Here is a 20,481-nt window from a genome sequence, read left to right as displayed (position 1 = left end):
GGGACTTTCTTGCAGTAGGCCCGGCTGCTACCCCCGTTCGAAGCCGTAGCTGCGCTCGACCTTGGCGACATGGACGACGTACTTCTCGTACCACTCACCGCGCCCGCGCTTCTGCGCCGTGCGGTGCTCGGCGTGGCCGCGCCACTGCTTGATCGCGTCCGCGTCCCGGAAGTACCCGACGGTGATGCCGAGTCCGCCGGGCGTCCGCGCGGATTCCATGCCAAGGAAGCCGGGCACGGAGGCGACGAGTTCATCCATGCGGTCGGCGGTCTCGTCGTAGCCGTCGTCGCGGCCGTCCTCGGGCTCAGTTCGCACTGAGGTGAACACGACGGTGTAGTAGGGCGGTTCGAAAGGGGGGACAGGTGCGACGGGTTGATCACTCATGTTCCCAGACTCGACCGCGCCCACCCCCCTGTCCACCCTCTCCCCACCTTCATTGCCGTACGGGCAGCGAGACTTGACCATCCGGTCAGCCAACGTGGCACTGTGCTCAGAACACCGGGCTCAGAAGAGACCCCCCTGAGCCACAGGAACCTCCCGTACGGGAACCGTCGTGCGCCCCGCTTCCGGCCTCGCCCCCTCCAGCCGCCACCCCCGCAGCAGCCTGCTGTCCAGCACGATGAGGCGGCCGGCGTCGTCGAGGTAGATGTCCGGGCCTGCCACCGCCAACAGATCCCCCCGCACCACCCCGCCGTACACGAGCTCGGTGACCGCGAAGGCGCCCACGCCCGCGAGGCTCTCCAAACCGAAGACCCCACCGTGGTCCACCACACCGTGCTCTCCGAGTGCCACCCCCTCCAGCGACTCCGGCCACCCCTCCAGCCCCAGCGCGAAGCCACGCATTCGCTCCAGCTCGCGCCGCCGTTCCTCCGCCCCCGGCAGGCTCGCCCTCGCCGCCCGCTTTCTGGCGTACGAGATCCGGTCCGGCACCCCGAGTGCGACCCTCAGCAACTCCTCGGCCCGCCGCGCGGCCATCAAGGGGCCCCGGCCCAGCCAGACGAAGGCCACGGCCCCCTGTTCGAGGAGTCGGGCCGGGCCCCGTTCCTCGCGGGTGAGACCCACCTTCACAAGGCCCGCCCCGAACCACGCGAGGTAGACGCGGTAGGTCCGCGGATCGTCGGCGATGGTGTCGGCGGCCACCGAGTGCGCCCGGTCAAGGCGCGCGCACTCCGCGCACCGGGCCTGCGTCCCCCGCCCCGGCACGGCGGCGGCGACCGGGCAGGGATTGCCGCGCGCGCCCACACACTCCCGCCGGCCGACGGCCCGGAACCCCACCCGCCGCCCCACGACCAGCGGACTGACGTCCCCCCGCTCCCACACCAGCACGGGGCGCTCCGCATCCGCCCAGCTCAAGCCCGCGATACGCCACTCCATGTGACCAGTCTCGCGCAGACCCGCGCCCCGGTCGGCCAGCGCCGGGGAGGCTGTGCAACTCCCTTCCGAGGGGCTCTCCGCCTCCGCCGCCGTCGACCAGGCGCCGACGGGGACCAAGGCTGCCGCTGCCTGCAGTGGCGAGATGCCTGTGCGGCGGCAAGAACTGGGACGGCTGGGGCTACGTCTCGTACCGCGGCACCAAGGGCTACGTCCCGAGCGCCTGCCTGCACCCCACCCCCGCCTTCTACTGCTCCGCTACTGCTCCGCCCGCTCCGTCTGCCGAGGCCGCCCCGTGGCCGCCGCGACCGCCCCGGTCAGCCACAGCGCCCCCGCCACCACCGCGGCCGACGTGCTGGACGACGCGTGCAGCGACCAGGCCCACGGCTCCGGGGTGTTGTCGCTGTCCACGCCGAGCAGCAGCGTGGGGCCGAACATGCCGAGCGGCAGCAGCCAGGCGAGCCCGCTGCCGAAGAGGCGGGCGCTGATCATGCCGAGGCCGAGATAGCCGATGACATTGCGGGCCGCGGAGCCGAACACCTCCGCGGTCGCGCCGGTGAGCAGCGGCAGCGCGGTCAGGCCCAGGGCAAGGGCGAGCAGCACCATCAAGTAGCCGCCCCGCAGGCGGCTCATCGGCTGGGCCGCGGTCTGCTCCAGGTCGGCCATCGGTGAGAACAGCGTGGTGGCGAGGACCACCGCATGGGCGAGCGGCACGATCTCGGCCACCGGCACGCTGAAGTCGACCAAGTAGCGGAACTCCGGCACCGCGACACGCTGCCCCGCGAACGCCGTCGCCGCCAGGGCGATCAGCAGCGCGACGCCGGTGGCCCGGGGCAGGCCACGGCAGCGTACGAAGGCGACGACGGCACTCACCGCTGCGCCCCCGCACCCTCCGCACGCGGTGCCCCCGCACCCTCCGCACCCTCCGCACGCCGCGGAAGCTCCGGCACAGGGCGGCAGGCGCGGATCTCCTCGGCCGCCGCCTCGATCCACGCGTCCTGCTTCGCGGCCGGAGCCCCGGTTACGCGGGCGAGGGCGCGGCCGAACTTCTCGCCGTAGTACTCGCCGGGCGCTCCGGCGCGGTCGCGGATGACGGCTTCGAAGAGGAACGTGTCGGGGTAGCCGCCGGTCTCCTTGAGCAAGTGGGGCTCGCAGTCGGGGGACTTGGGCTGGGGAAGCGCCGCCGCGAACAGGGCGTCGGTCAGGTCGGCCTCGGTCTCCGCGGGCGTCATCAGGGACAGCTCGGCGACGGGCCCCGCGGGCCGCTTCAGGCCGCTCGCGTAGAAGGAGCGGTTGAGCCCCTTCAGGTCGCCGAGCCGCGCGTCGACGGTCTTCACCGCGGCGCGGGCCCTGGGCAGCATGTGACGGTCCTCCGGCCACAGGCACACCTTCGTACGGCCGCCGGTGGCGTCGGCGCAGAGCTGCCGCGCCGGCTGGGCCTTGCGCACCGCCCAGTACGAGTCGGGCGTCGGCGTACGGAAGGCCACAAGCGCGCCGCCCGCGACGACGGCCGCCACGGCGAGCGCCCCGAGGGCGAGGGGCCGCGGCGCGAGCGACGCACGGCGCCGCAGGGCGGGCAGTGCGGTCAGGAGCAGGCCGAGGGCCAAACACCAGGCGACGGCGATCAGCATGCGCGCCGTGTTGGGCTCGAACTCCGAGCTCCAGAACTCGTCTATCGCCGGGAACAGCTTGTCCAGCGGGGTGTCCGGGACGAACGCGACGAAGACGAAGAGCCCGTACCAGAAGATTCCCGCGAAGGGCGCGACCACGCGGGACGGCAGCGCCGACCCGATCGCGACCCCCACGGCGATCTCCAGGCCCATCATCCCGGCCCCGAGCAGCAGCGGCGTCCAGACGGGCTCGCTGACGTCACTGACCCCCGCGGTCCGCGAGAACGCGACGGCCACGAGCACGGCGTACGCGAGCAGGGACCACAGCCACACCGCGAGCCACAGCAGCAGCGACTGCGCCCAGCCGCCCCTGGCCCCGGTGTCCGCCCACACCCTGGTCCGGTGCCGGAAGGCGCGGCCCGCTCCCCAGGCGGCCGCGGCGCTCATCACCGAGCCCATCACGATCACCGAGTAGAGCTGGACCTGGAGGCTGGTCTGGGTCCACCAGCCGATCCAGTCGCTCTCGGCCGGGCTCTCGGCGGTGAAGTAGTACACGCCGATCGCGCCCATGAGCGCGGCGGCCCACTTGGCCTCGCCGCGCCGCATCTCGGTCAGCAGCACACGCATCAGGTCGCCACCGCTTCCGTACCGGCGAGATGCAGATACCCGGCTTCCACGGCTCCCCCGTCGACTCCCTTGCCGTCCGCGCCAGTTGTTCCCCCGTCCGGCAGCGCGCACAGCTCGGCGACCGTCCCCGTGAAGCGGACCGAGCCTTCGAGGAGGACGGCGACCCGGTCGCATACGTGCGCCACGTCCTCGGCGAGGTGGGTGCTCATCACCACGGCGGACCGCTCGCCCAACTCCTGGATCAGACCGCGGAATCCGACGCGCTGGGCCGGGTCGAGGCCCACGGTCGGTTCGTCGAGGAGCACCAGGGCTGGTTCATTGACCATGACCTGGGCGATCCCGACGCGGCGCAGCATGCCGCCGGACAGGGCGCCCATCCTGCGGTCGGCGTGCTTCTCCATCTGTACGAGGCGCAGGGCGTCCCGCGCCCGTTCGCGCCGCTGGGCCGCCGGGACCTTCCGCAGCCAGGCCGCGTACTCGGTGAACTCAAGGACGGTGAAACGGGGATAGAACCCGAAGGACTGCGGAAGCACCCCGATCCGCTGCCGGATGCGCTGCACCCGCGCCCGCCCCGGCGCCTCGTCACCGAGGAGGGTGACCGAACCGGACTTCGGTCTGCGGGCCGTGCTCAGGAGGGACAACAGGGTGCTTTTTCCTGCTCCGTTGGGACCGAGAAGACCGGTGACCCCGGAGGGGAATTCGAGGGAGACGTCGTCGAGGGCGACCGTGGAGCCGTACTGGACGGTCACGGCCGCGACCGCCGCGACCGGCTGGGAGCCGGTCGCGGCGGTGCTCTTGCTAGTGGTCACGTGATTCCTGATCAGTTCTGGGCGTTCACGAATCAGTTCTGAGCGTTCACGTAACCGTAGGCCCGGCTGCCGGGGATCCCCGCCCAGCTGGCCTTGGTGTAGTACTTGCCACTCGTGCTGGTGCCCTTGTACGAACCGCAGCCGTACGCCTGCCTGTAGCTGCGGGACGTGCTGGCGATCTTCGGGTCGGGGCGGAAGCTCTTGTCCTGGTAGATGTACGCGCTGAACGTCCTGGTGTCGTTCACCGGCACATCGCCACAGGCCTTGGCATGACCGCTGCTCTTGCCCTTCCAGCGGTCACCGTCTTCCTTGCTGCCCGCGGTGGCTATGGAGAAGGGCAGCCGGCTTCCACTGATCTCCGCCGCGACCGCGCCCACGGCCGGCACACCGATGGCGATCGCCGTCAGCGTCCCGACGACCGCGAGCTTGCGCTTCCCCGTGTACAACTTGCGCATCAATCCTCCAACAAGCAGGACTTACTTGGTCGTTGATCACGCTATGTGTGGAATCAGGGACTCCGGCGGCCAATGCTTCAGCTGTGCCGACGATCACATCGGCGTTCACTCGACGATCACTCGGCGATCACGGCGGGAGCGCTGCAAGAGCCAGGGTCCGGAGCACGCGCGAGAGCTAGGATCCGGAGCATGGCTCTGACCATGAACGACGTCGACCGGTTCGAGACCGCCAGGCCCCGCCTGGAGGCCATCGCCTACCGCCTCCTGGGCTCCGCGAGCGACGCGGAGGACGCCGTGCAGGACACCTTCCTGCGCTGGCAGGCCGCCGAGGTCGAGCGCATCGAGGTCCCCGAGGCCTGGCTGACGAAGGTCCTCACCAACCTGTGCCTCAACCACCTCACATCGGCCCGCGCCCGCCGCGAGACCTATGTGGGCCAGTGGCTGCCCGAGCCCCTGCTCGCCGGGGACCCGATGCTGGGCCCCGCCGACACCGCCGAGCAGCGCGAATCCGTCTCGTACGCCGTCCTCACCCTCATGGAGCGCCTGTCGCCCAACGAGCGGGTGGTGTACGTGCTGCGGGAGGCCTTCGGCTACTCGCACCGGGAGATCGCGGAGATCCTCGACATCACCGAGACCGCGGGACAGCAGATCTTCCACCGCGCCAAGAAGCACGTGGCGGACGGCAAGACCCGCACCGAGATCGACGATGCCACCGCCCAGCGGATCGTCGAGGAGTTCCTCGCGGCCGCCACCAGCGGCAAGACCGAGCCGCTCGTGCGGCTGCTCACGCAGGACGCCATCTCCATCGGCGACGGCGGCGGCAAGGTCCCTGCGCGCGCCAAGGCGTTCGAGGGCGCTGTCGCGGTCGCGAAGTTCATGCGGGGCCTGTTCAAGCCCAGCGAGGTCAAGCGCTCCTACGTCGGCGGCTCCCCCGAGATCTACGGCGCGACCGCGAACGGCACTCCCGCCGTCGTGGCGGTCGTGGACGGCCGGGTCGTCGGCGTCATGTGCCTGGAGATCACCGCCGAGGGCATCGTCGCGTTCCGCAACCAGGTCAACCCCGACAAGCTGGAACGCGCGACCCGGCGATGGGCGGCCACCGACCACGGAGACCCCCTGCTCCACGCGTTCTGACGCCCGATGCTCCACGCGTTCTGACACTCCGAGCCCGATGTGAGCTGCTTCACAACAGCTTCCTGTCAGGAAACGGCGGGCTGCCCGGTTCAAGAGGCGAACCCGCTGAAGAGCTGAAGAGCTGATGACAGGAGCAAGGACATGCAGCACCACGCGCAGCACCGCATCGTCGTCATCGGAGCCGGATACACCGGAGCCATCGCCGCCGGACGCCTCGCCAAGCGGCTGCGCCGCGAGGACGTCGCCATCACCCTCGTGAACCCCGAGCCCGACTTCGTCGAGCGCGTCCGGATGCACCAGCTGACGGCGGGCCAGGACCTCACGCACCGGCCCTTCAGCGAGATGTTCGCGGGCACCGGCGTCGAACTGAGGCTCGCGAAGGTGACCGCCGTGGACGTGGACCGCAAGACGGTCGCCCTCAGCGAAGCCCAAGGCGGCACCGAGGACCTGGAGTACGACACCCTCGTATACGCCCTCGGCAGCGGCTGGAACGCCCAGGGCGTCCCCGGCACCGCCGAGCACGCCCACGAGATCGCGAGCCGCCCCGGAGCGCACCGGCTGCGCGAGCGCCTGGCAGGCCTGGACGCCGGGGAGACCGTGGTCGTCGTCGGCGGCGGCCTCACCGGCCTGGAGGCCGCGACCGAGATCGCCGAAGCACGCCCGGACCTCGACGTCGCCCTCGCCGCCCGCGGCGAGCTCGGCGACTGGCTCTCACCCAAGGGCCGCGGCCACGTACGGAAGGTCTTCGCCGGGCTCGGCATCACCGCGCACGAGCAGGCCGCCGTCACCGGCGTACAGGCCGACCGCGTCACCACCGCCGACGGCAAGGCCATCCCGGCCGCGGTCACGGTGTGGACCGCCGGCTTCGCGGTCCACCCGATCGCGGAGGCCACCGCCCTCGAAGTCACCGACAGTGGCCAGATCGTCGTCGACCGCACCATGCGCTCGGTCTCGCACCCGGACGTGTACGCCGTCGGCGACGCCGCCATGGCGATCGGCCCCGGCGACAAGCCGCTGCGGATGTCGTGCGCGACGGGCACCCCCATGGCATGGCAGGCCGCCGACGCCATCGCGGCCCGCCTGACCGGCGGGAAGATCCCGAAGACGCCGATCCGCTACTTCAACCAGTGCATCTCGCTCGGACGCAAGAACGGTCTGATCCAGTACGTCACCGCCGACGACCGCTCGGTCAACGCGGCCCTGACAGGACGGCTCGCCGCCGTCTACAAGGAACTGGTCTGCAAGGGCGCGGCCTGGGGCGTAGCCAACCCCACGCTCGGCCTGCCGACCCGCCCCCGCCCCATCACCCAGACCCCGGCCCTCACGAACACCCCCGCCGAGGCCACGGCCTGACCCGGCAACGCCCCCTCGCCCAGAGGGGGCCCCGGACAACGCGAAAGGCCCCCGGATGATCCGGGGGCCTCTCACCAATGTGCACTCGGCAGGATTCGAACCTGCAACCTTCTGATCCGTAGTCAGATGCTCTATCCGTTAAGCTACGAGTGCTTGATTTTTCTTTTTTCTGCCTTCGCTCCCCGGCCTTTCGGCCCGCTCGCGGCGACAGGAAGAACATTACATGACCGCCGCCGCCATGTGAAATCCGTTTGCCACACCGCTTGCGACCTGCGGAAACGTGCTTCGCGGCGGCGAAACGCCGAAGCCCCGGTCCAGTGGACCGGGGCTTCGGGATCTTGCAGCGGAGGCGGAGGGATTTGAACCCTCGATGGGATTTAAGTCCCAAACCGCATTAGCAGTGCGGCGCCATAGACCGGACTAGGCGACGCCTCCAGCTTGCACTCCAGGCGCGAGCGCGAGGGGTGCGTGCAGATGATGACACAGCCGGGCGGCGTGTCACCAATCGCGGCTTCCACGGTACTAGTCGGGCGGCCCGCAGAGCAAAGCGTCTTTCGTGCCCGCAACGTCGCGGCGTCAACGGCGTTAGACGCGGTAGAGCCCGTACGTGTTCGCGTACCCGGTACCCCGCACCCAGTGGAGCCCCGTCATGCTGCGCCGTCTCGTCCTCACCGCCGCCGCGTCCGTCGCCGCGCTGTCCGCCGCCCCCCTCGTCGCCCACGCCGACATGGAGCCCCTGCCCCTGCCGACACCGGTGACCGAGTCCGAGGCGACCCCTGACCGGCTCACGGTGAAGGTCGACGGCGCCGGGGACGGCCGCGACGGAACGTTCGAGCTGAAGTGCCACCCGGCGGGCGGCACGCACCCGCAGGCTGAGGAAGCGTGCGCGAAGCTCGACCAAGGGGCGACGTGGGGCAGCGACACGTTCGCACCCACGCCGGCCAACGCGAACTGCACCATGCAGTACGGCGGTCCCGCCACGGCGCACATCACCGGCACCTGGAACGGGCGGCCCGTCGACGCGACGTACAACCGCGGCAACGGATGCGAGATCTCCCGGTGGAACAAGCTCGTCCCGGTGCTGCCCGAGACCGGCGCCTGACCGCTGCCCGAGACCGGCGCCTGACTCCATGCGGTCGTATGACTCCGGGCGATCCGTTTCGGCCACTTCTGAGGTGCTTCCCGGCCATGGTCGAATCCGTCCCGCCGCCACCTCCTCGTGACCAGGCCGTACGGAAGCCTCACATCTTCCGCGTGCGACCTCCCTCTCATCCGGCGTCGCGCGCACAACCACTCCCCGTAGACTCCCTCCCGTGACACGCCGCGGGCCGCGGGGCAAGATGGCCTGGGCGAGTCGGCAAGCAGCAGTAACCAGGGAGGAAGCGTCGTCGTGAGCAGCAGGCCATCCCGAGGCGCTGCTCGCCTCGCAGCCATACTCGACGCGCTCCCGGACGCGCTGGTCCTCGTGAACGCGAACGGGACCGTCGTGAACGCGAACGCGATCGCGCTCGAGGCGTTCGAAGCACCGGGCACAGCCCTCGTGGGACGCGGGCTCCTCGATCTGTTGCCGGAGTTCGACTCCCGGCTCATTCCCGGATCGATGCGCAGGCCCGACTCCGTCGACGAGCGCGGACGTACGAAGCCGACGCGGATGACCGCGCGCCGCACGGACGGCAGCGAGTTCCCCGTCGAGGTCACCAGCTCGAACCTCGAGGACATCCGGGACGCGTACGACAATTACGGCTACACCGGCGACGAGTTGCTCATGCTCGTCGTACGCGACCTTTCGGGCGCCGTGGACACCGAGGCCGAACTCGCGCGCTCCCAGCGGCAGACCGAGATGATCCTGCGCGCGGCCGCCGAAGGCGTCGTCGGGACGGACACCGAGGGACGCGTCGTCCTCGTCAATCCGGCCGCCGCGCAGATACTGGGTTTCAGGGCCAGCGACCTGGGCGGACAGGAACTGCACCACCTGGTGCTCCACTCCCGCGCAGACGGTGAGCCCTTCCCGTACGAGGAGTCCCCTCTCGCGGACACGCTCCGCTCCGGGCGCAAGCACCGGGTGCGCGGGCAGGTCCTGTGGTCCAAGAGCGGCGACCGGGTCGCGGTCGACCTGACGACGGCGCCGGTGCGAGACGGCGACCAGCTCGTCGGCGCGGTCATGACGTTCACCGACCGGCGGCCCTACGACGCGCTGGCCGAGGAGCACGAGGCCGCGATCGCCGCGCACGCCGAGGAGATGAAGGCCGCGACGGAGCGGCGCACGGAGGAGCTGCGGGCCGCGACGGAGCGGCACGCGGCGGAACTCGCCGCCGCCGCCGAGCAGCGCGCCGAGGAGATCGCCGCCGAGCAGGAGCGGTACGCGGCGCTCGCCGAGCGCGAGAAGGACCGGTTCGAGGAGCTCGCCGAGCGCGAGAAGGCGCGGTACGACGCTCTGGCCGCGCGGCACGAGCAGTTGCTCGCCGTGCTCGGGTCGTCGTTGCGGGGTCCGCTCGACGAGCTGAAGCGTGAGCTGTCGGCCCTGGCGGCGGACGACGCCGGGCAGTTGTGGCCCGAGGCGAATCAGGTCCTTCATCATCTTTCCGCCGGATACGCGCGCATCACCACGCTCGTCGACAACGTACTGGGCTTCCAGTTGCTCGACTCGGGTGCGGATCAGCTGTCGTGCGTGAAGGTCATGCTCGATGCCGTCGTCGCGAGCGGCGTGGAGGGCGCGGTCGAGCTGATCGGGCCCGGACGCGCGCAGTTCGCGGTGCACGCGCCGCCGATCGAGGTCGAGGTGGACCCGGGGCGGCTCGCCACCGCGCTCGCCCACCTGGTCGCCGACGTGGCGGGGATCGACGCCACGGGCAACGCCCGCGCCGGTACGGGCCCTTCGGCCGTGCCCGCGGGTGGGTACGTGGACTCGACCGTGGTCGTGGCCGCGGCTCAGCGCGGCGAGGTCGTCCGCATCGAGGTGCGGGGGCCGTACGCCGGGGGAGACCCGGTGCACGAGCCGATCGTCCGCGGCATCGTGCGGGCGCACGGCGGCGTGCTGCAGACGCATGAGGTGCCGGGGATGAGCGGCAATGCGTACGTTCTTGAGGTGCCGATCGGGGCGGGGGGTGGGGCGGTTTCCGCGGCCCCCGAGGCCGCGGGCGGCTCTGTCGGCTCTTCCGTCGGCTCATCTGTCGGCTCTTCCGTCGGCTCTTCTGTCGGCTCTTCCGTCGTCGTGCCGGCGCAGGCTTCGCCCGCCACGGGTGGCGGGCGCCGACGGGCTCGGCGGGCTGCCGGGCCTTCGGTGGACTCGTTCTTGGAGAGTGCGGTTCCTGAAGGTGGCACCTCGGGGGGTGCGACCTCGGGAGGTGCGACCTCGGGCGGTGCAGCGCTTGAGGGTGCCGATTCCGTAGGCGGGGTTTCGCCCAGCGGGACCGGGCGGCGTCGTGGGCGGCGTGCGGCGGAGGCGGATGCGGCGCAGATCGCGGCGGCTCAGGTTGCCGAGGCCGAGGCGTCGGGTGCTCCGGGTGCTCCGGAGGCGGTCGCGCGGGGCGAGGGGGCTGCGCAGGCACAGACTTCCGGTGGTACCGGGCGGCGGCGTGGGCGGCCCAGCGCCGCGGAGGGCTCCGTGAGTTCGGGCGGCTCCGAGGGCTCGGGCGGCTCCGTCGGTTCTGTGGTGACCGCTGCCGAGCATGCGGCCGGGTCCGCGGCTCTCGGGCAGACGGTGCCGCCGCAGGGCGTGCCGGTTCCCGCGGGTGGGGTGGCCCCTGCCGCTTCCGGGCAGCGGGCTCGACGGAACGACGAGCAGTTGGCGTTGCCGGCCGCTCTGCCTTCGGGCGGTGGTGGGCAGGAGGGTGCTGCCGCCGGGGGCTCCGGGGCTTCTGGGGTCTCCGGGGTCGGGACGGCTGTGGCTGTCGCCGGTGACTCGGGCGAGGCCTCGCCCCGTCCGACGGGGCGGCGTCGCCGTGCGCTGGCCGCCGCCAAGGAGCGGGCCGCTGCCGAGGAGGCTCCCAGCGGGCGCGTGTTCGCGTTGCCGCCCGCTTCCGCGGACCAGGACGACACGGGGCAGCACGAAGCGGCCCTGCACCACCCGGCCGACGACCACACCCCGCCGCAGCCTCACCCCGCGGAGACGCCCACGGGTCGCCGCCGGTCGCGTCCGGCGCAGGGGCAGGGGCAGGCAGCGGGTCAGGGGCAGGAGAACGGGCTGGGGCAGGCTCCCGGCGCGTCCGCCCCGCCGGGGGTGGACGCTGGTCCTGCGGCTCCCGCGGCTCCTGTTGCTCCTGCTCCTGCGGCGCCCGCAGCCGCTGGTCCGGCCGGGGACGCTCAGGGAACCCCGCCCGCCGGTGTTCCCTCGCAGCCCACTACGTACGCCGAAGGCACTCCCGCGCGGGGCGTCCACACACCCGGCAGGGGCGTCGCGCTCCCGCCCGAGCGCGGGGCCCAGGGTCGGGCCGCGCAGCCGCTGCCCGCCGAGGCCGCGCCCGGCGACCCCAACTCGACGCAGGGGCGCGCCATCAGCGTGCGCACGCTCGGGCAGGGTGTGCCGTTCGGCCAGCAGATCGCCGAGCAGCAGCAGCGCCGTCGCGGGTTGCAGCAGGGCCATGCCCCGGCCGCCCCGGCAACGGCACCGCAGACGCCGCAGAATCCCCAGAACCCACAGATCCCACAGACGCCCCAGCCTCCGCTGCCCCCGCAGACTCCTGCGGCCCAGCAAGCTCCCCAAGCGCCCCAGGCCCCCCAGCCGCAGCAGGCCCAGCCCTCCGCACCTGCCCCCGCCGCCCCAGCGCCCCCTGCCGCCCCGCAGCCCCCCACCGCGGGACCGCTCCCGGAGCAGGCGCTTGCGCAGCCCGCGGCTCCGGGCCAGTCCCAGTCCCACTCCCCCGGCGGCTCCCTCGGGGGCTCCGTCAGCGGCTCGGGGCGGCGCCGCAGGCTGTCCACTCCCCCCGACCCCGCGGGCGACGACCGCCCCGAGGCCGCGGCACGCCCGCACCCCCAGGCGCAGGCCCACCCGCAGTCCCGGATCGCGTCCTCCAGCGAGGGCACAGGACGCTCGTACGCGATCGGCGCACCGGACGAGGACGCCGACGAGGGCCCGGAGCCGCTGGACGGCCCCGGCGGTGCCGTCGAGGTCGCCAACCGGCCCCAGCCGCAGCCCATGGACGACGAACTGCCGCCCGAGCCGCTGGACAACCCGCGCCGCCTCCTGGTGTGGCCCGCGCCCGACGTCACCACCCAGCAGGCGCTCAGCGACCGCGGCTACCGCCCGGTGATCGTGAACTCCCGCGAGGAGGTCGACGCCCAGATCGCCGCGTTCCCCGCGGCGCTGTTCGTGGACCCGCTGACCGGCCCCATCACGCGTACGGCGCTGCAGTCGCTGCGCACGGCCGCCGTGGCCGCCGAGGTTCCCGTACTCGTCACGGCGGGACTCGGCCAGGCGACGCGCGAGGCGGCGTACGGCGCCGACCCCGCCGTACTCCTGAAGGCGCTCGCGCCCCGCGACAGCGAGCAGCACCCGCCGCGCGTCCTGCTCATCGAGGAGCACGAGGAGATCGCGCTCGCCCTTACCGCGACGCTGGAGCGGCGCGGCATGCAGGTCGCGCGGGCCGAGAGCGACGCGGACGCGGTGACGCTCGCGGCGCAGATGCGGCCGAACCTGGTGGTGATGGACCTGATGCAGGTGCGTCGCCGCAGGGCCGGGATCATCGACTGGCTGCGCGCGAACGGCCAGTTGAACCGCACCCCGCTCGTCGTCTACACCGCCGCCGTCGACCAGACGGAACTGCCGCGGCTCGCGGCGGGGGAGACGGTGCTGTTCCTCGCGGAGCGGTCTACGAGCAGCGAGGTGCAGGGCCGCATCGTGGATCTGCTGGCGAAGATCGGTACGAACTAGCCGCTGCCCAGGTGGGCGCGGCGGCCTGTGGCCTGTGGCTTGCGGGCGCTCAGGCGGTGATGCGGCGCATCGCGGCCTTGATCGAGGTGCGCAGCCGCGCCACGTCGTCGTCCGTCTCACCGACCAGGATCCGCCGCATCTGCGGAACCGCCGTCGACCAGCCGGCCAGCGCGACCACCATGAACAGCAGGTGGGAGGCGGGGATTTCGTCGCTGATGACGCCGCGGGCCTGGGCGTCGGCGAGTACGGCGACCTTGCGGTCGTAGTGGTCGCGGCGCTCCCGCTCGTCGGGGAGTTCGTCGGTGCCGTACTCGATGCCCTCCCAGAAGAGCAGGCGCAGGAGCTCGGGGTGGGCGGCGTGGTAATCCATCAGCCGGTCCATCCAGCCGTCCATGTCGTCGGCGTCGACGGGAGTGCTGACCGCCATGTCGAGCATGCGCTTCTCGAGGACCTGGGTGAACAGCTCGGCCTTGTTGCCGAAATAGGCATAGATGAGCTGCTTGTTCGCCTTCGCCTCGCTCGCGATGCGGTCGATACGGGCGCCCGCGATGCCGTACCGCGCGAACTCGGCCACCGCCGCCTCGAAGATCCGGGCCTTGGTGGCTTCGGGGTCTCTCACTGCCATGGGGACAGGGTAGCTAATCCTTGCGGGTAACCAACTGGTTGGTTGCTTGACATCGCGCAGGTCGCGGGCGCAGACTTTTTCCAACCAACTAGTTAGTTGCTCCGATCGAGACCTGCTCACGCAAGGAGTCATGCCGCCCATGGCCTCAGTCATCAGAAGCCGGACACCGGCGATCACCACCGAGGCCGGGGACGGGGGCAAGGGCGGAGACTCACCGTCCGGGCGCGCCGTCCGGCCCGGCCTGCTGCTCGCCGTCGTGGCGGTCTGCACCGCGGTGACCGCCGCCAACATCTACCTCGCGGCGCCCCTGCTCCCCCTCATGGCCCATGACTTCGGCACCCAGCCGTCCGACCTGGCCTGGCTCGCCTCGGTGTCCCTTCTCGGGTACGCCGCCGGGCTGCTGTTCTTCGCCCCACTCGGAGACACGGCGAACCGCCGCCCCCTCGTCGGCATACTCTCGGCCGCCGCGGCCCTGGCCCTGGCGGCGGCCGCGGTCTGTTCGGGTCCCGTCGCGCTCGCCTGCGCCCTGTTCGTCGCCACGGCGGCGAGCGTCATACCCCAGCTCCTCGTGCCGCTGGTCGCCGAGCGCGCGCCCGCCGGCCGCCGTGCCCGGCATGTGGCGGCCGTGATCGCCGGGCTCTTCGCGGGAGTTGTCGCCGCGCGGGTCCTCGGCGGGCTCGTGGGTGAGGCTCACGGCTGGCGCGTCGTCTTCGTGGGAGCGGCCGTCCTGACGTTGGTGCTCGGCCTCGCCACCGCCGCGCTGCTGCCCGCCGAGGACCGGCCGCGTCACGCGGGCCCGGCCCTCAGCGGTCTCGCCCGGCTGCCCCGGGTACTGAAGGAGTCACCGGAGCTGCGCCGCGCCTGCCTGCGCCAGGGCGGGATGTACGGGGCGTGGAGCGCGGTATGGACCTCGCTCGCCCTGCTCCTCACCAGCGGTGCGTACGGCATGTCGACCGGAGCCGCAGGGCTCTTCGGCCTCCTCGGGCTCTCCGCGACCGCGGTCGCCCCGCTGGCCGGCGGGCTCGTCGACCGGTTCGGGGCGGCGCGGGTCACGGCGACCGCGTACGTCGGAGCGGGGCTCTGCCTGCCGCTGTTCTGGCTGGGCGGGCGGCAGTTGTGGGCGCTGTGCGTGGCCGGGATCCTGATCCACGCCGCCCTCGTGGCGAGCCATGTCGCCAACCAGACCCTGGCGCTGACCACCACGAGCCTGCCCGCCACCGCCAACACCGCCTATGTGGTGGCCGGTTTCGCGAGCGGCGCGGGGGCCTCGGCCCTGGCAGGTACGGCCTTCACCCACTGGGGCTGGGGCGGGGTCTGCGCCATCGCGACGGCCTGGCTCGCCCTGGGCTGGACCACGGCGATACGCCGCTCCGGATGAGCCACGGCGATACGCCGCTCCGGCGGGGGAGCGGCGTAACACCCCGAGTGAGTGCTGGGGAGGGCGGCCGTCAGAGCTTCGTGACGTCCAGTTCCCCGTCCGCGTACTGCCTGCGCAGCACCTTCTTGTCGAACTTGCCGACGCTCGTCTTGGGCACGGCGGGCACGATCGCCCAGCGCTCGGGCAGCTGCCACTTGGCGATGGTGCCCGCGAGGAAGTCGCGCAGGGCGGCGTAGTCGAGGCTCGCGCCCTCCTTCAACACGACGGTGGCGAGCGGGCGTTCGCCCCACTTGTCGTCGGGGACGGCGACGACGGCCGCCTCCGCGACATCCGGGTGGGCCATGATCGCGTTCTCCAGCTCGACGCTGGAGATCCACTCGCCGCCGGACTTGATGACGTCCTTCGCGCGGTCGGTGAGCGTCAGGAAGCCGTCGGAGCTGATCACGCCGACGTCGCCGGTCTTCAGCCAGCCGTCCGCGCTGAACTTGTCCTCGGGCTTTATCTCGTCGCCGCCCGCTCCGCCGTAGTACGCGCCCGCGATCCACGGCCCGCGCACCTCCAGCTCGCCCGCGGACTCGCCGTCCCACGGCAGGTGCTCGCCGCCGGGGCCCACCAGGCGGGCCTCGACGCCGGTCGGGAAGCGGCCCTGGGTGAGGCGGTAGGCGAACTCGTCCTCGGTGCCGATGGACTTGGCCGGCGGGCGGGCGACCGTGCCGAGCGGGGAGGTCTCCGTCATGCCCCACGCGTGGCAGACGCGCATGCCCAGCTTGTCGAAGGCCTCCATCAGCGAGGGCGGGCAGGCCGAGCCGCCGATGGTGACCTGGCCGAGCGAGCTGACGTCGCGCGGCTTCGCGCTGAGTTCGGCGAGCAGGCCCTGCCAGATGGTGGGGACGGCGGCCGCGTGCGTGGGCCGCTCCGTCTCGATCATCTCGGCGAGCGGGGCGGGCTGCAGGAAGCGGTCCGGCATCAGCATGTTCACGCCGGCCATCAGGGTCGCGTGCGGCAGACCCCAGGCGTTGACGTGGAACTGCGGGACGACGACGAGCGTGGTGTCCGCGTCCGTCAGGCCCATCGACTCGCTCATGTTGACCTGCATGGAGTGCAGGTAGATGGAACGGTGGGAGTAGACGACGCCCTTGGGGTCGCCGGTGGTGCCGGAGGTGTAACACATGGCGGCGGCCGTGCGCTCGTCGAGCTCGGGCCAGTCGTACGTCGTCGGCTTGGCGGCGATCAGGTCCTCGTACTCGTGCACCCGCGCCTGGATCCCGGCCAGCGGCGAACGGTCGCCTGGGCCCGAGACCACCAGGTGCTCGACGGTCGGCAGCTGCGGCAAGAGGGGCGCGAGCAACGGGATGAGGGAGCCGTTGACGATGATGACGCGGTCGGCCGCGTGGTTCACGATCCAGGTCAACTGGTCGGCGGGCAGCCGGAGATTGAGGGTGTGCAGGACGGCGCCCATGCAGGGGACCGCGAAGTAGGCCTCGACGTGTTCGGCGTTGTTCCACATGAACGTGGCCACGCGCTCGTCGCCGTCGACCCCGAGGTCTTCGCGCAGTGCGTGCGCGAGCTGGGCCGAGCGTTCACCGATCTCGCGGAAGCTGCGGCGCTGCGGGGCGGCCTCGCCGGTCCATGTGGTGACCTGCGACGACCCGTGCACGGTCGTCCCGTGCCGGAGGATGCGGGTGACGGTCAGTGGTACGTCCTGCATCGTGCTCAGCACGGCGTCCTCCCGGTGGGCGCGCGGCATTCATCCGGGGCGGCTCCCGAATGACCTACCTGGCAGTAGGGCTCGCCAGATTCTTGCCGCATACCGCACGGTATGTCACTAGGTCGGGAGAAGAAAGGTCCGGCAGAGCTGCGACGATCACCGAACTCTCCGGGCCATCACCGGGCTGCCTGTTGCCTTGGCCATCACCGGACCGGTGTGAGCTCCGGGTCCTCGCGCAGCTTGCCCAGCGCACGCGACACCGCGCTCTTGACGGTGCCGATGGACACTCCGAGCACCTCGGCCGTCTGGGCCTCGCTGAGATCCTCGTAGTACCGCAGGACGACCATCGCCCGCTGCCGGGCGGGCAGCTTCATGATCGCGCGCCACATCGCGTCCCTGAGCGCCTGCTGCTCGGCCGGGTCCGCGACCGGCGTCACCTCGGGCTCGGGCAGCTCGTCGCACGCGAACTCGTCGACCTTGCGCTTGCGCCACTGCGAGGTCCGGGTGTTCAGCAGGGCCCGGCGCACATAGCCGTCGAGCGCCCGATGGTCCTCGATCCGGTCCCATGCGACATAGGTCTTGGTGAGGGCGGTCTGCAGCAGATCCTCGGCATCGCTCGGATTCGCGGTCAGCGAGCGCGCGGTGCGCAGCAACACGGGCTGACGTGCCCGTACGTACGACGCGAACGACGGATACGCCGAAGGACTCGCTGTCCGCGTCGCGGCCTTCGATGCGCTGGTGCACATGGGCACCATGGATACGGTCATGGCTCCACGCTAGAAGCGCCCCCTACTTCAGCGGATCGGCCGCAGGTCCCGAAGCGGTGTCCGCCTCAGGTTGTACGCGGGGTGGTAGCCCCACCTCCTGAAGGTGGAGGAGGTGGAGCACACCCCTGAGGGTTCATCCCTGAGAGGGCGGCGAAAGGGGCCGCGCTCCCGGACTAGCGGACCCGGGCCACCGGCGCGTGCACGAGGTTCCGGTCGATCTTGATCGTGCGCCCGCCGTGCCGCTCCGTCACGTTCCCCGCGTACTGGTGAATGCGCCGCTCAGGGCTCCACGCGTCGCGCCGAAGGACCGGCTCGCGGTACAGGTGCGGCCGCACGTGCCAGCGCGCGAACCACATCACCGACGGCAGATCCCGCACCCCCGCCCGCCGCGCCGTCTCCATGTGCCGTACGCCGGAGTTCGCACTGCTGTAGAAGCCCGGCACGTACCCGAACCTGCGCACCTCACGGTTCCAGGCCCGTACGAAGGCCAGGGTGCCGTGCGCGCACCACTTCTGCCGGTAGGTGTACGCCTCCATGTCCAGATAGAGCGGGCTGAGCCGCTGCATCCCGAGTGCCCTGGCCTTACGTACCGCGTCACGCCCCTCTCGTGTTCCCTGCCGCACGGGGTAGCGCCCCATGCGCACGTGCTTCTTGTGCTTCGCGATGACGCAGGGCGACTGCGACCCGACGTACACCGGCAGCACCTTCCAGCCCTGACCGCGCACCGTGCGCATCCAACTGCGGCTCAGCTGCGGCTGGCGCTTGCACGCCCGGCCGCGGCCGGCGTAGTAGATGCCCACCGCCCCGTAGTTGGAGGCCTTCCAGCGGCGCATCGTGTCGGCGGACGGCGCGAGGCAGGTGTCGAAGGCCCGGCCGCGGTAGACCGAGACCCCCGCCGGCCACCCGGCCGCACGTCCTTCGGCCCCGGCGGCGCGACCCGCGGCTTCGGCTCCACGACTCGCGTCGGGCCCGCGACCCGTGGCCTCGGGTCTGCTCGTGGCGCCGGTCGGCGGCGCGCCCATGGCCGTAGTGGCAAGGGCGACGGCGAGGACAAGTCCCATCATCAGCTTTCGGCAGCGCATACGCCGAGTGAAGGGCCCGGGGCCCCCGCCGCGGCGGGGACACGCGACGCGTTCAGCCGTCCGCCGCGAGAATCAACCCCGACGTGGGGACACCGGTGCCCGCGGTGACCAGCGTGCGCGCCGCGCCCGGTATCTGGTTCACGGACGTGCCGCGCACCTGTCGGACCGCCTCCGCTATGCCGTTCATCCCGTGCAGATACGCCTCCCCGAGCTGCCCTCCGTGGGTGTTCAGCGGCAGCATCTCCCCGGCCACGAAGTCCGCCGCCTCACCCGGCCCGCAGAAGCCGAACTCCTCCAGCTGCATCAGCACGAACGGAGTGAAGTGGTCGTAGAGAATGCCCACGTCGATGTCGCCGGGCGCGAGACCGGAGCTGCGCCACAACTGCCGGGCCACCACGCTCATTTCCGGCAGCCCGCTCAGGTCGTCGCGGTAGAAGCTGGTCATCTGCTCCTGCGCGCGTCCCGACCCCTGGGCCGCCGCCGTGATCACCGCCGGTGGCTTCGGCAGGTCCCGGGCCCGCTCCACGCTCGTCACGACGATCGCCTGCCCGCCGTCAGTCTCCTGGCAGCAGTCCAGGAGCCGCAGCGGCTCGACGATCCAGCGCGAGGCGGCGTGCTCGGCGAGCGTGATCGGTTTCCCGTGGAAATAGGCCGCGGGGTTGGTCGCCGCGTACTTCCGGTCGGTGACCGCCACATGGCCGAAGGCGTCGGGGGTGAGGCCGTAGGTGTGCAGATAGCGCTGGGCCGCCATCGCCACCCAGGACGCGGGGGTCAGCAATCCGAACGGCAGGGACCAGCCGAGCGCCGCGCCCTCCGCCGACGGCTCCCGGTGCTGCACGCCCGAACCGAACCGCCGCCCCGAGCGTTCGTTGAACGCGCGATAGCAGACGACGACTTCCGCCACTCCGCTCGCCACCGCGAGCGCCGCCTGCTGGACGGTCGCGCAGGCCGCGCCTCCGCCGTAGTGGACGCGCGAGAAGAACGACAGCTCCCCGATCCCGGCCGCCTGCGCGACGGTGATCTCCGGGTTCGTGTCCATGGTGAACGTGACCATGCCGTCGACGTCGGCGGGGCTCAGCCCGGCGTCGTCGAGCGCGAGACCCACCGCCTCCACAGCGAGCCTGAGCTCGCTGCGCCCCGAGTCCTTGGAGAACTCGGTGGCCCCGATCCCGACGACAGCGGCCTTCCCGCCGAGGAGGTCGCGTGTGCGTACGCTCATGCCGCGCCCCCTGCCGACGCCCCGCCCGGGACCGCCGCGCCCGGAACCGCCCCGCGCGGGACGGTGACCGTGACCGTGCCGGTGACGTGCTTGCCGATGCCGTTGGCCCCAACAACCTTGACCGTGGCCGTATCGCCCTCGACCTGCTCCACGGAACCGGTCAACACCATCGTGTCCCCCGGGTAATTGGGCGCCCCCAGCCGGATCGCCACCTTGCGGAGGATCGCCGCGGAACCGAAGTGGTCCGTGACGTACCGCCCGACCAGGCCGTTCGTGGTCAGGATGTTCATGAAGATGTCGGGGGAGCCCTTCTCCTTGGCCGCCGCCGCGTCGTGGTGCACGTCCTGGTAGTCCCGCGAGGCGATCGCCCCGGAGACGATCAGCGTCCGGGTGACCGGGATGGTGAGCTCCGGCAGCGCGTCCCCGACCCTCACACCGCCCCCTTCTCCTCCGGCATGCGGTCTCCCTCTCTCC

17 protein-coding genes and 2 tRNA genes are annotated in these 20,481 nt (G+C 71.8%); 5 read left to right on the top strand and 14 right to left on the bottom strand.

Going from position 1 to position 20,481, the window contains the following annotated elements; all coding sequences use genetic code 11:
- Positions 1-27: 27 nt before the first annotated feature.
- The 6 genes from ACWGI2_RS27495 to ACWGI2_RS27470 form a co-directional block, all read right to left on the bottom strand.
- Complete coding sequence (locus ACWGI2_RS27495) at positions 28-384, bottom strand: antibiotic biosynthesis monooxygenase family protein (protein WP_453698191.1); 357 nt, start codon at positions 382-384, stop codon at positions 28-30.
- Positions 385-504: 120 nt separating this feature from the next.
- Positions 505-1,374 (bottom strand): DUF2797 domain-containing protein, encoded by an 870-nt coding sequence (locus ACWGI2_RS27490; protein WP_453698190.1) that lies wholly within the window; start codon positions 1,372-1,374, stop codon positions 505-507.
- 255 nt (positions 1,375-1,629) lie between these two features.
- Positions 1,630-2,244 (bottom strand): hypothetical protein, encoded by a 615-nt coding sequence (locus tag ACWGI2_RS27485; RefSeq protein WP_453698189.1) that lies wholly within the window; start codon positions 2,242-2,244, stop codon positions 1,630-1,632.
- A complete protein-coding gene (locus ACWGI2_RS27480; protein WP_453698187.1) occupies positions 2,241-3,608 on the bottom strand; it encodes a DUF7224 domain-containing protein in 1,368 nt (455 codons plus the stop codon). Before ACWGI2_RS27480 ends, ACWGI2_RS27485 begins: the two co-directional genes overlap by 4 nt.
- Positions 3,608-4,417: an ATP-binding cassette domain-containing protein gene (locus ACWGI2_RS27475; RefSeq protein ID WP_453698186.1), complete on the bottom strand. Its 810-nt coding sequence runs from the start codon at positions 4,415-4,417 to the stop codon at positions 3,608-3,610. Before ACWGI2_RS27475 ends, ACWGI2_RS27480 begins: the two co-directional genes overlap by 1 nt.
- A 32-nt stretch (positions 4,418-4,449) precedes the next feature.
- Complete coding sequence (locus tag ACWGI2_RS27470; RefSeq protein ID WP_453698184.1) at positions 4,450-4,872, bottom strand: hypothetical protein; 423 nt, start codon at positions 4,870-4,872, stop codon at positions 4,450-4,452.
- Between the two features lie 189 nt (positions 4,873-5,061).
- Here ACWGI2_RS27470 and sigJ point away from each other — a divergent pair, with 189 nt between their 5' ends.
- Positions 5,062-6,006: an RNA polymerase sigma factor SigJ gene (sigJ, locus tag ACWGI2_RS27465; protein WP_453698182.1), complete on the top strand. Its 945-nt coding sequence runs from the start codon at positions 5,062-5,064 to the stop codon at positions 6,004-6,006.
- A 141-nt stretch (positions 6,007-6,147) separates the two neighbouring features.
- The gene (locus ACWGI2_RS27460) at positions 6,148-7,359 is read left to right on the top strand and encodes an NAD(P)/FAD-dependent oxidoreductase (protein WP_453698181.1); all 1,212 of its coding nucleotides are present in this window, start codon (positions 6,148-6,150) and stop codon (positions 7,357-7,359) included.
- A gap of 80 nt (positions 7,360-7,439) precedes the next feature.
- Here the strand turns inward: ACWGI2_RS27460 and ACWGI2_RS27455 are convergent.
- Positions 7,440-7,512, bottom strand: a tRNA-Arg gene (locus tag ACWGI2_RS27455).
- A gap of 191 nt (positions 7,513-7,703) precedes the next feature.
- Positions 7,704-7,794: transfer RNA gene (locus tag ACWGI2_RS27450), tRNA-Ser, on the bottom strand.
- A gap of 214 nt (positions 7,795-8,008) precedes the next feature.
- Between ACWGI2_RS27450 and ACWGI2_RS27445 the strand changes: the two genes are divergently transcribed.
- Both ACWGI2_RS27445 and ACWGI2_RS27440 read left to right on the top strand, forming a co-directional pair.
- The gene (locus tag ACWGI2_RS27445) at positions 8,009-8,461 is read left to right on the top strand and encodes an SSI family serine proteinase inhibitor (RefSeq protein WP_453396639.1); all 453 of its coding nucleotides are present in this window, start codon (positions 8,009-8,011) and stop codon (positions 8,459-8,461) included.
- A 288-nt stretch (positions 8,462-8,749) separates the two neighbouring features.
- Entirely contained in the window at positions 8,750-13,228 is a 4,479-nt protein-coding gene (locus tag ACWGI2_RS27440) for a PAS domain-containing protein (protein WP_453698179.1), read from the top strand.
- 49 nt (positions 13,229-13,277) lie between these two features.
- Here the strand turns inward: ACWGI2_RS27440 and ACWGI2_RS27435 are convergent, their stop codons facing one another.
- Positions 13,278-13,853, bottom strand: coding sequence for a TetR family transcriptional regulator (locus ACWGI2_RS27435; RefSeq protein ID WP_453396641.1), 576 nt, complete (start codon positions 13,851-13,853; stop codon positions 13,278-13,280).
- A 139-nt stretch (positions 13,854-13,992) separates the two neighbouring features.
- Here ACWGI2_RS27435 and ACWGI2_RS27430 point away from each other — a divergent pair, with 139 nt between their 5' ends.
- The gene (locus ACWGI2_RS27430) at positions 13,993-15,231 is read left to right on the top strand and encodes an MFS transporter (RefSeq protein WP_453698177.1); all 1,239 of its coding nucleotides are present in this window, start codon (positions 13,993-13,995) and stop codon (positions 15,229-15,231) included.
- Positions 15,232-15,301: 70 nt separating this feature from the next.
- Here ACWGI2_RS27430 and ACWGI2_RS27425 read toward each other — a convergent pair whose 3' ends face one another.
- From ACWGI2_RS27425 to ACWGI2_RS27405, 5 genes are all read right to left on the bottom strand, one after another.
- Positions 15,302-16,951 (bottom strand): long-chain fatty acid--CoA ligase, encoded by a 1,650-nt coding sequence (locus ACWGI2_RS27425; RefSeq protein ID WP_453698175.1) that lies wholly within the window; start codon positions 16,949-16,951, stop codon positions 15,302-15,304.
- Positions 16,952-17,142: 191 nt separating this feature from the next.
- Entirely contained in the window at positions 17,143-17,706 is a 564-nt protein-coding gene (locus tag ACWGI2_RS27420; protein WP_453396644.1) for a SigE family RNA polymerase sigma factor, read from the bottom strand.
- Positions 17,707-17,879: 173 nt separating this feature from the next.
- On the bottom strand, positions 17,880-18,788 hold the full coding sequence (locus tag ACWGI2_RS27415; protein ID WP_453698174.1) for a DUF1906 domain-containing protein: 909 nt from the start codon (positions 18,786-18,788) through the stop codon (positions 17,880-17,882).
- Between the two features lie 52 nt (positions 18,789-18,840).
- Complete coding sequence (locus ACWGI2_RS27410; RefSeq protein WP_453698173.1) at positions 18,841-20,007, bottom strand: lipid-transfer protein; 1,167 nt, start codon at positions 20,005-20,007, stop codon at positions 18,841-18,843.
- Positions 20,004-20,441 (bottom strand): MaoC family dehydratase, encoded by a 438-nt coding sequence (locus ACWGI2_RS27405; RefSeq protein ID WP_453698172.1) that lies wholly within the window; start codon positions 20,439-20,441, stop codon positions 20,004-20,006. Before ACWGI2_RS27405 ends, ACWGI2_RS27410 begins: the two co-directional genes overlap by 4 nt.
- Positions 20,442-20,481 lie beyond the last annotated feature (40 nt).

It is taken from the genome of Streptomyces sp. NPDC054866, from assembly GCF_053610745.1.
The sequence above is the reverse complement of the archived record's forward strand: the minus strand, read 5'-3'. Positions and strand labels throughout refer to the sequence as shown.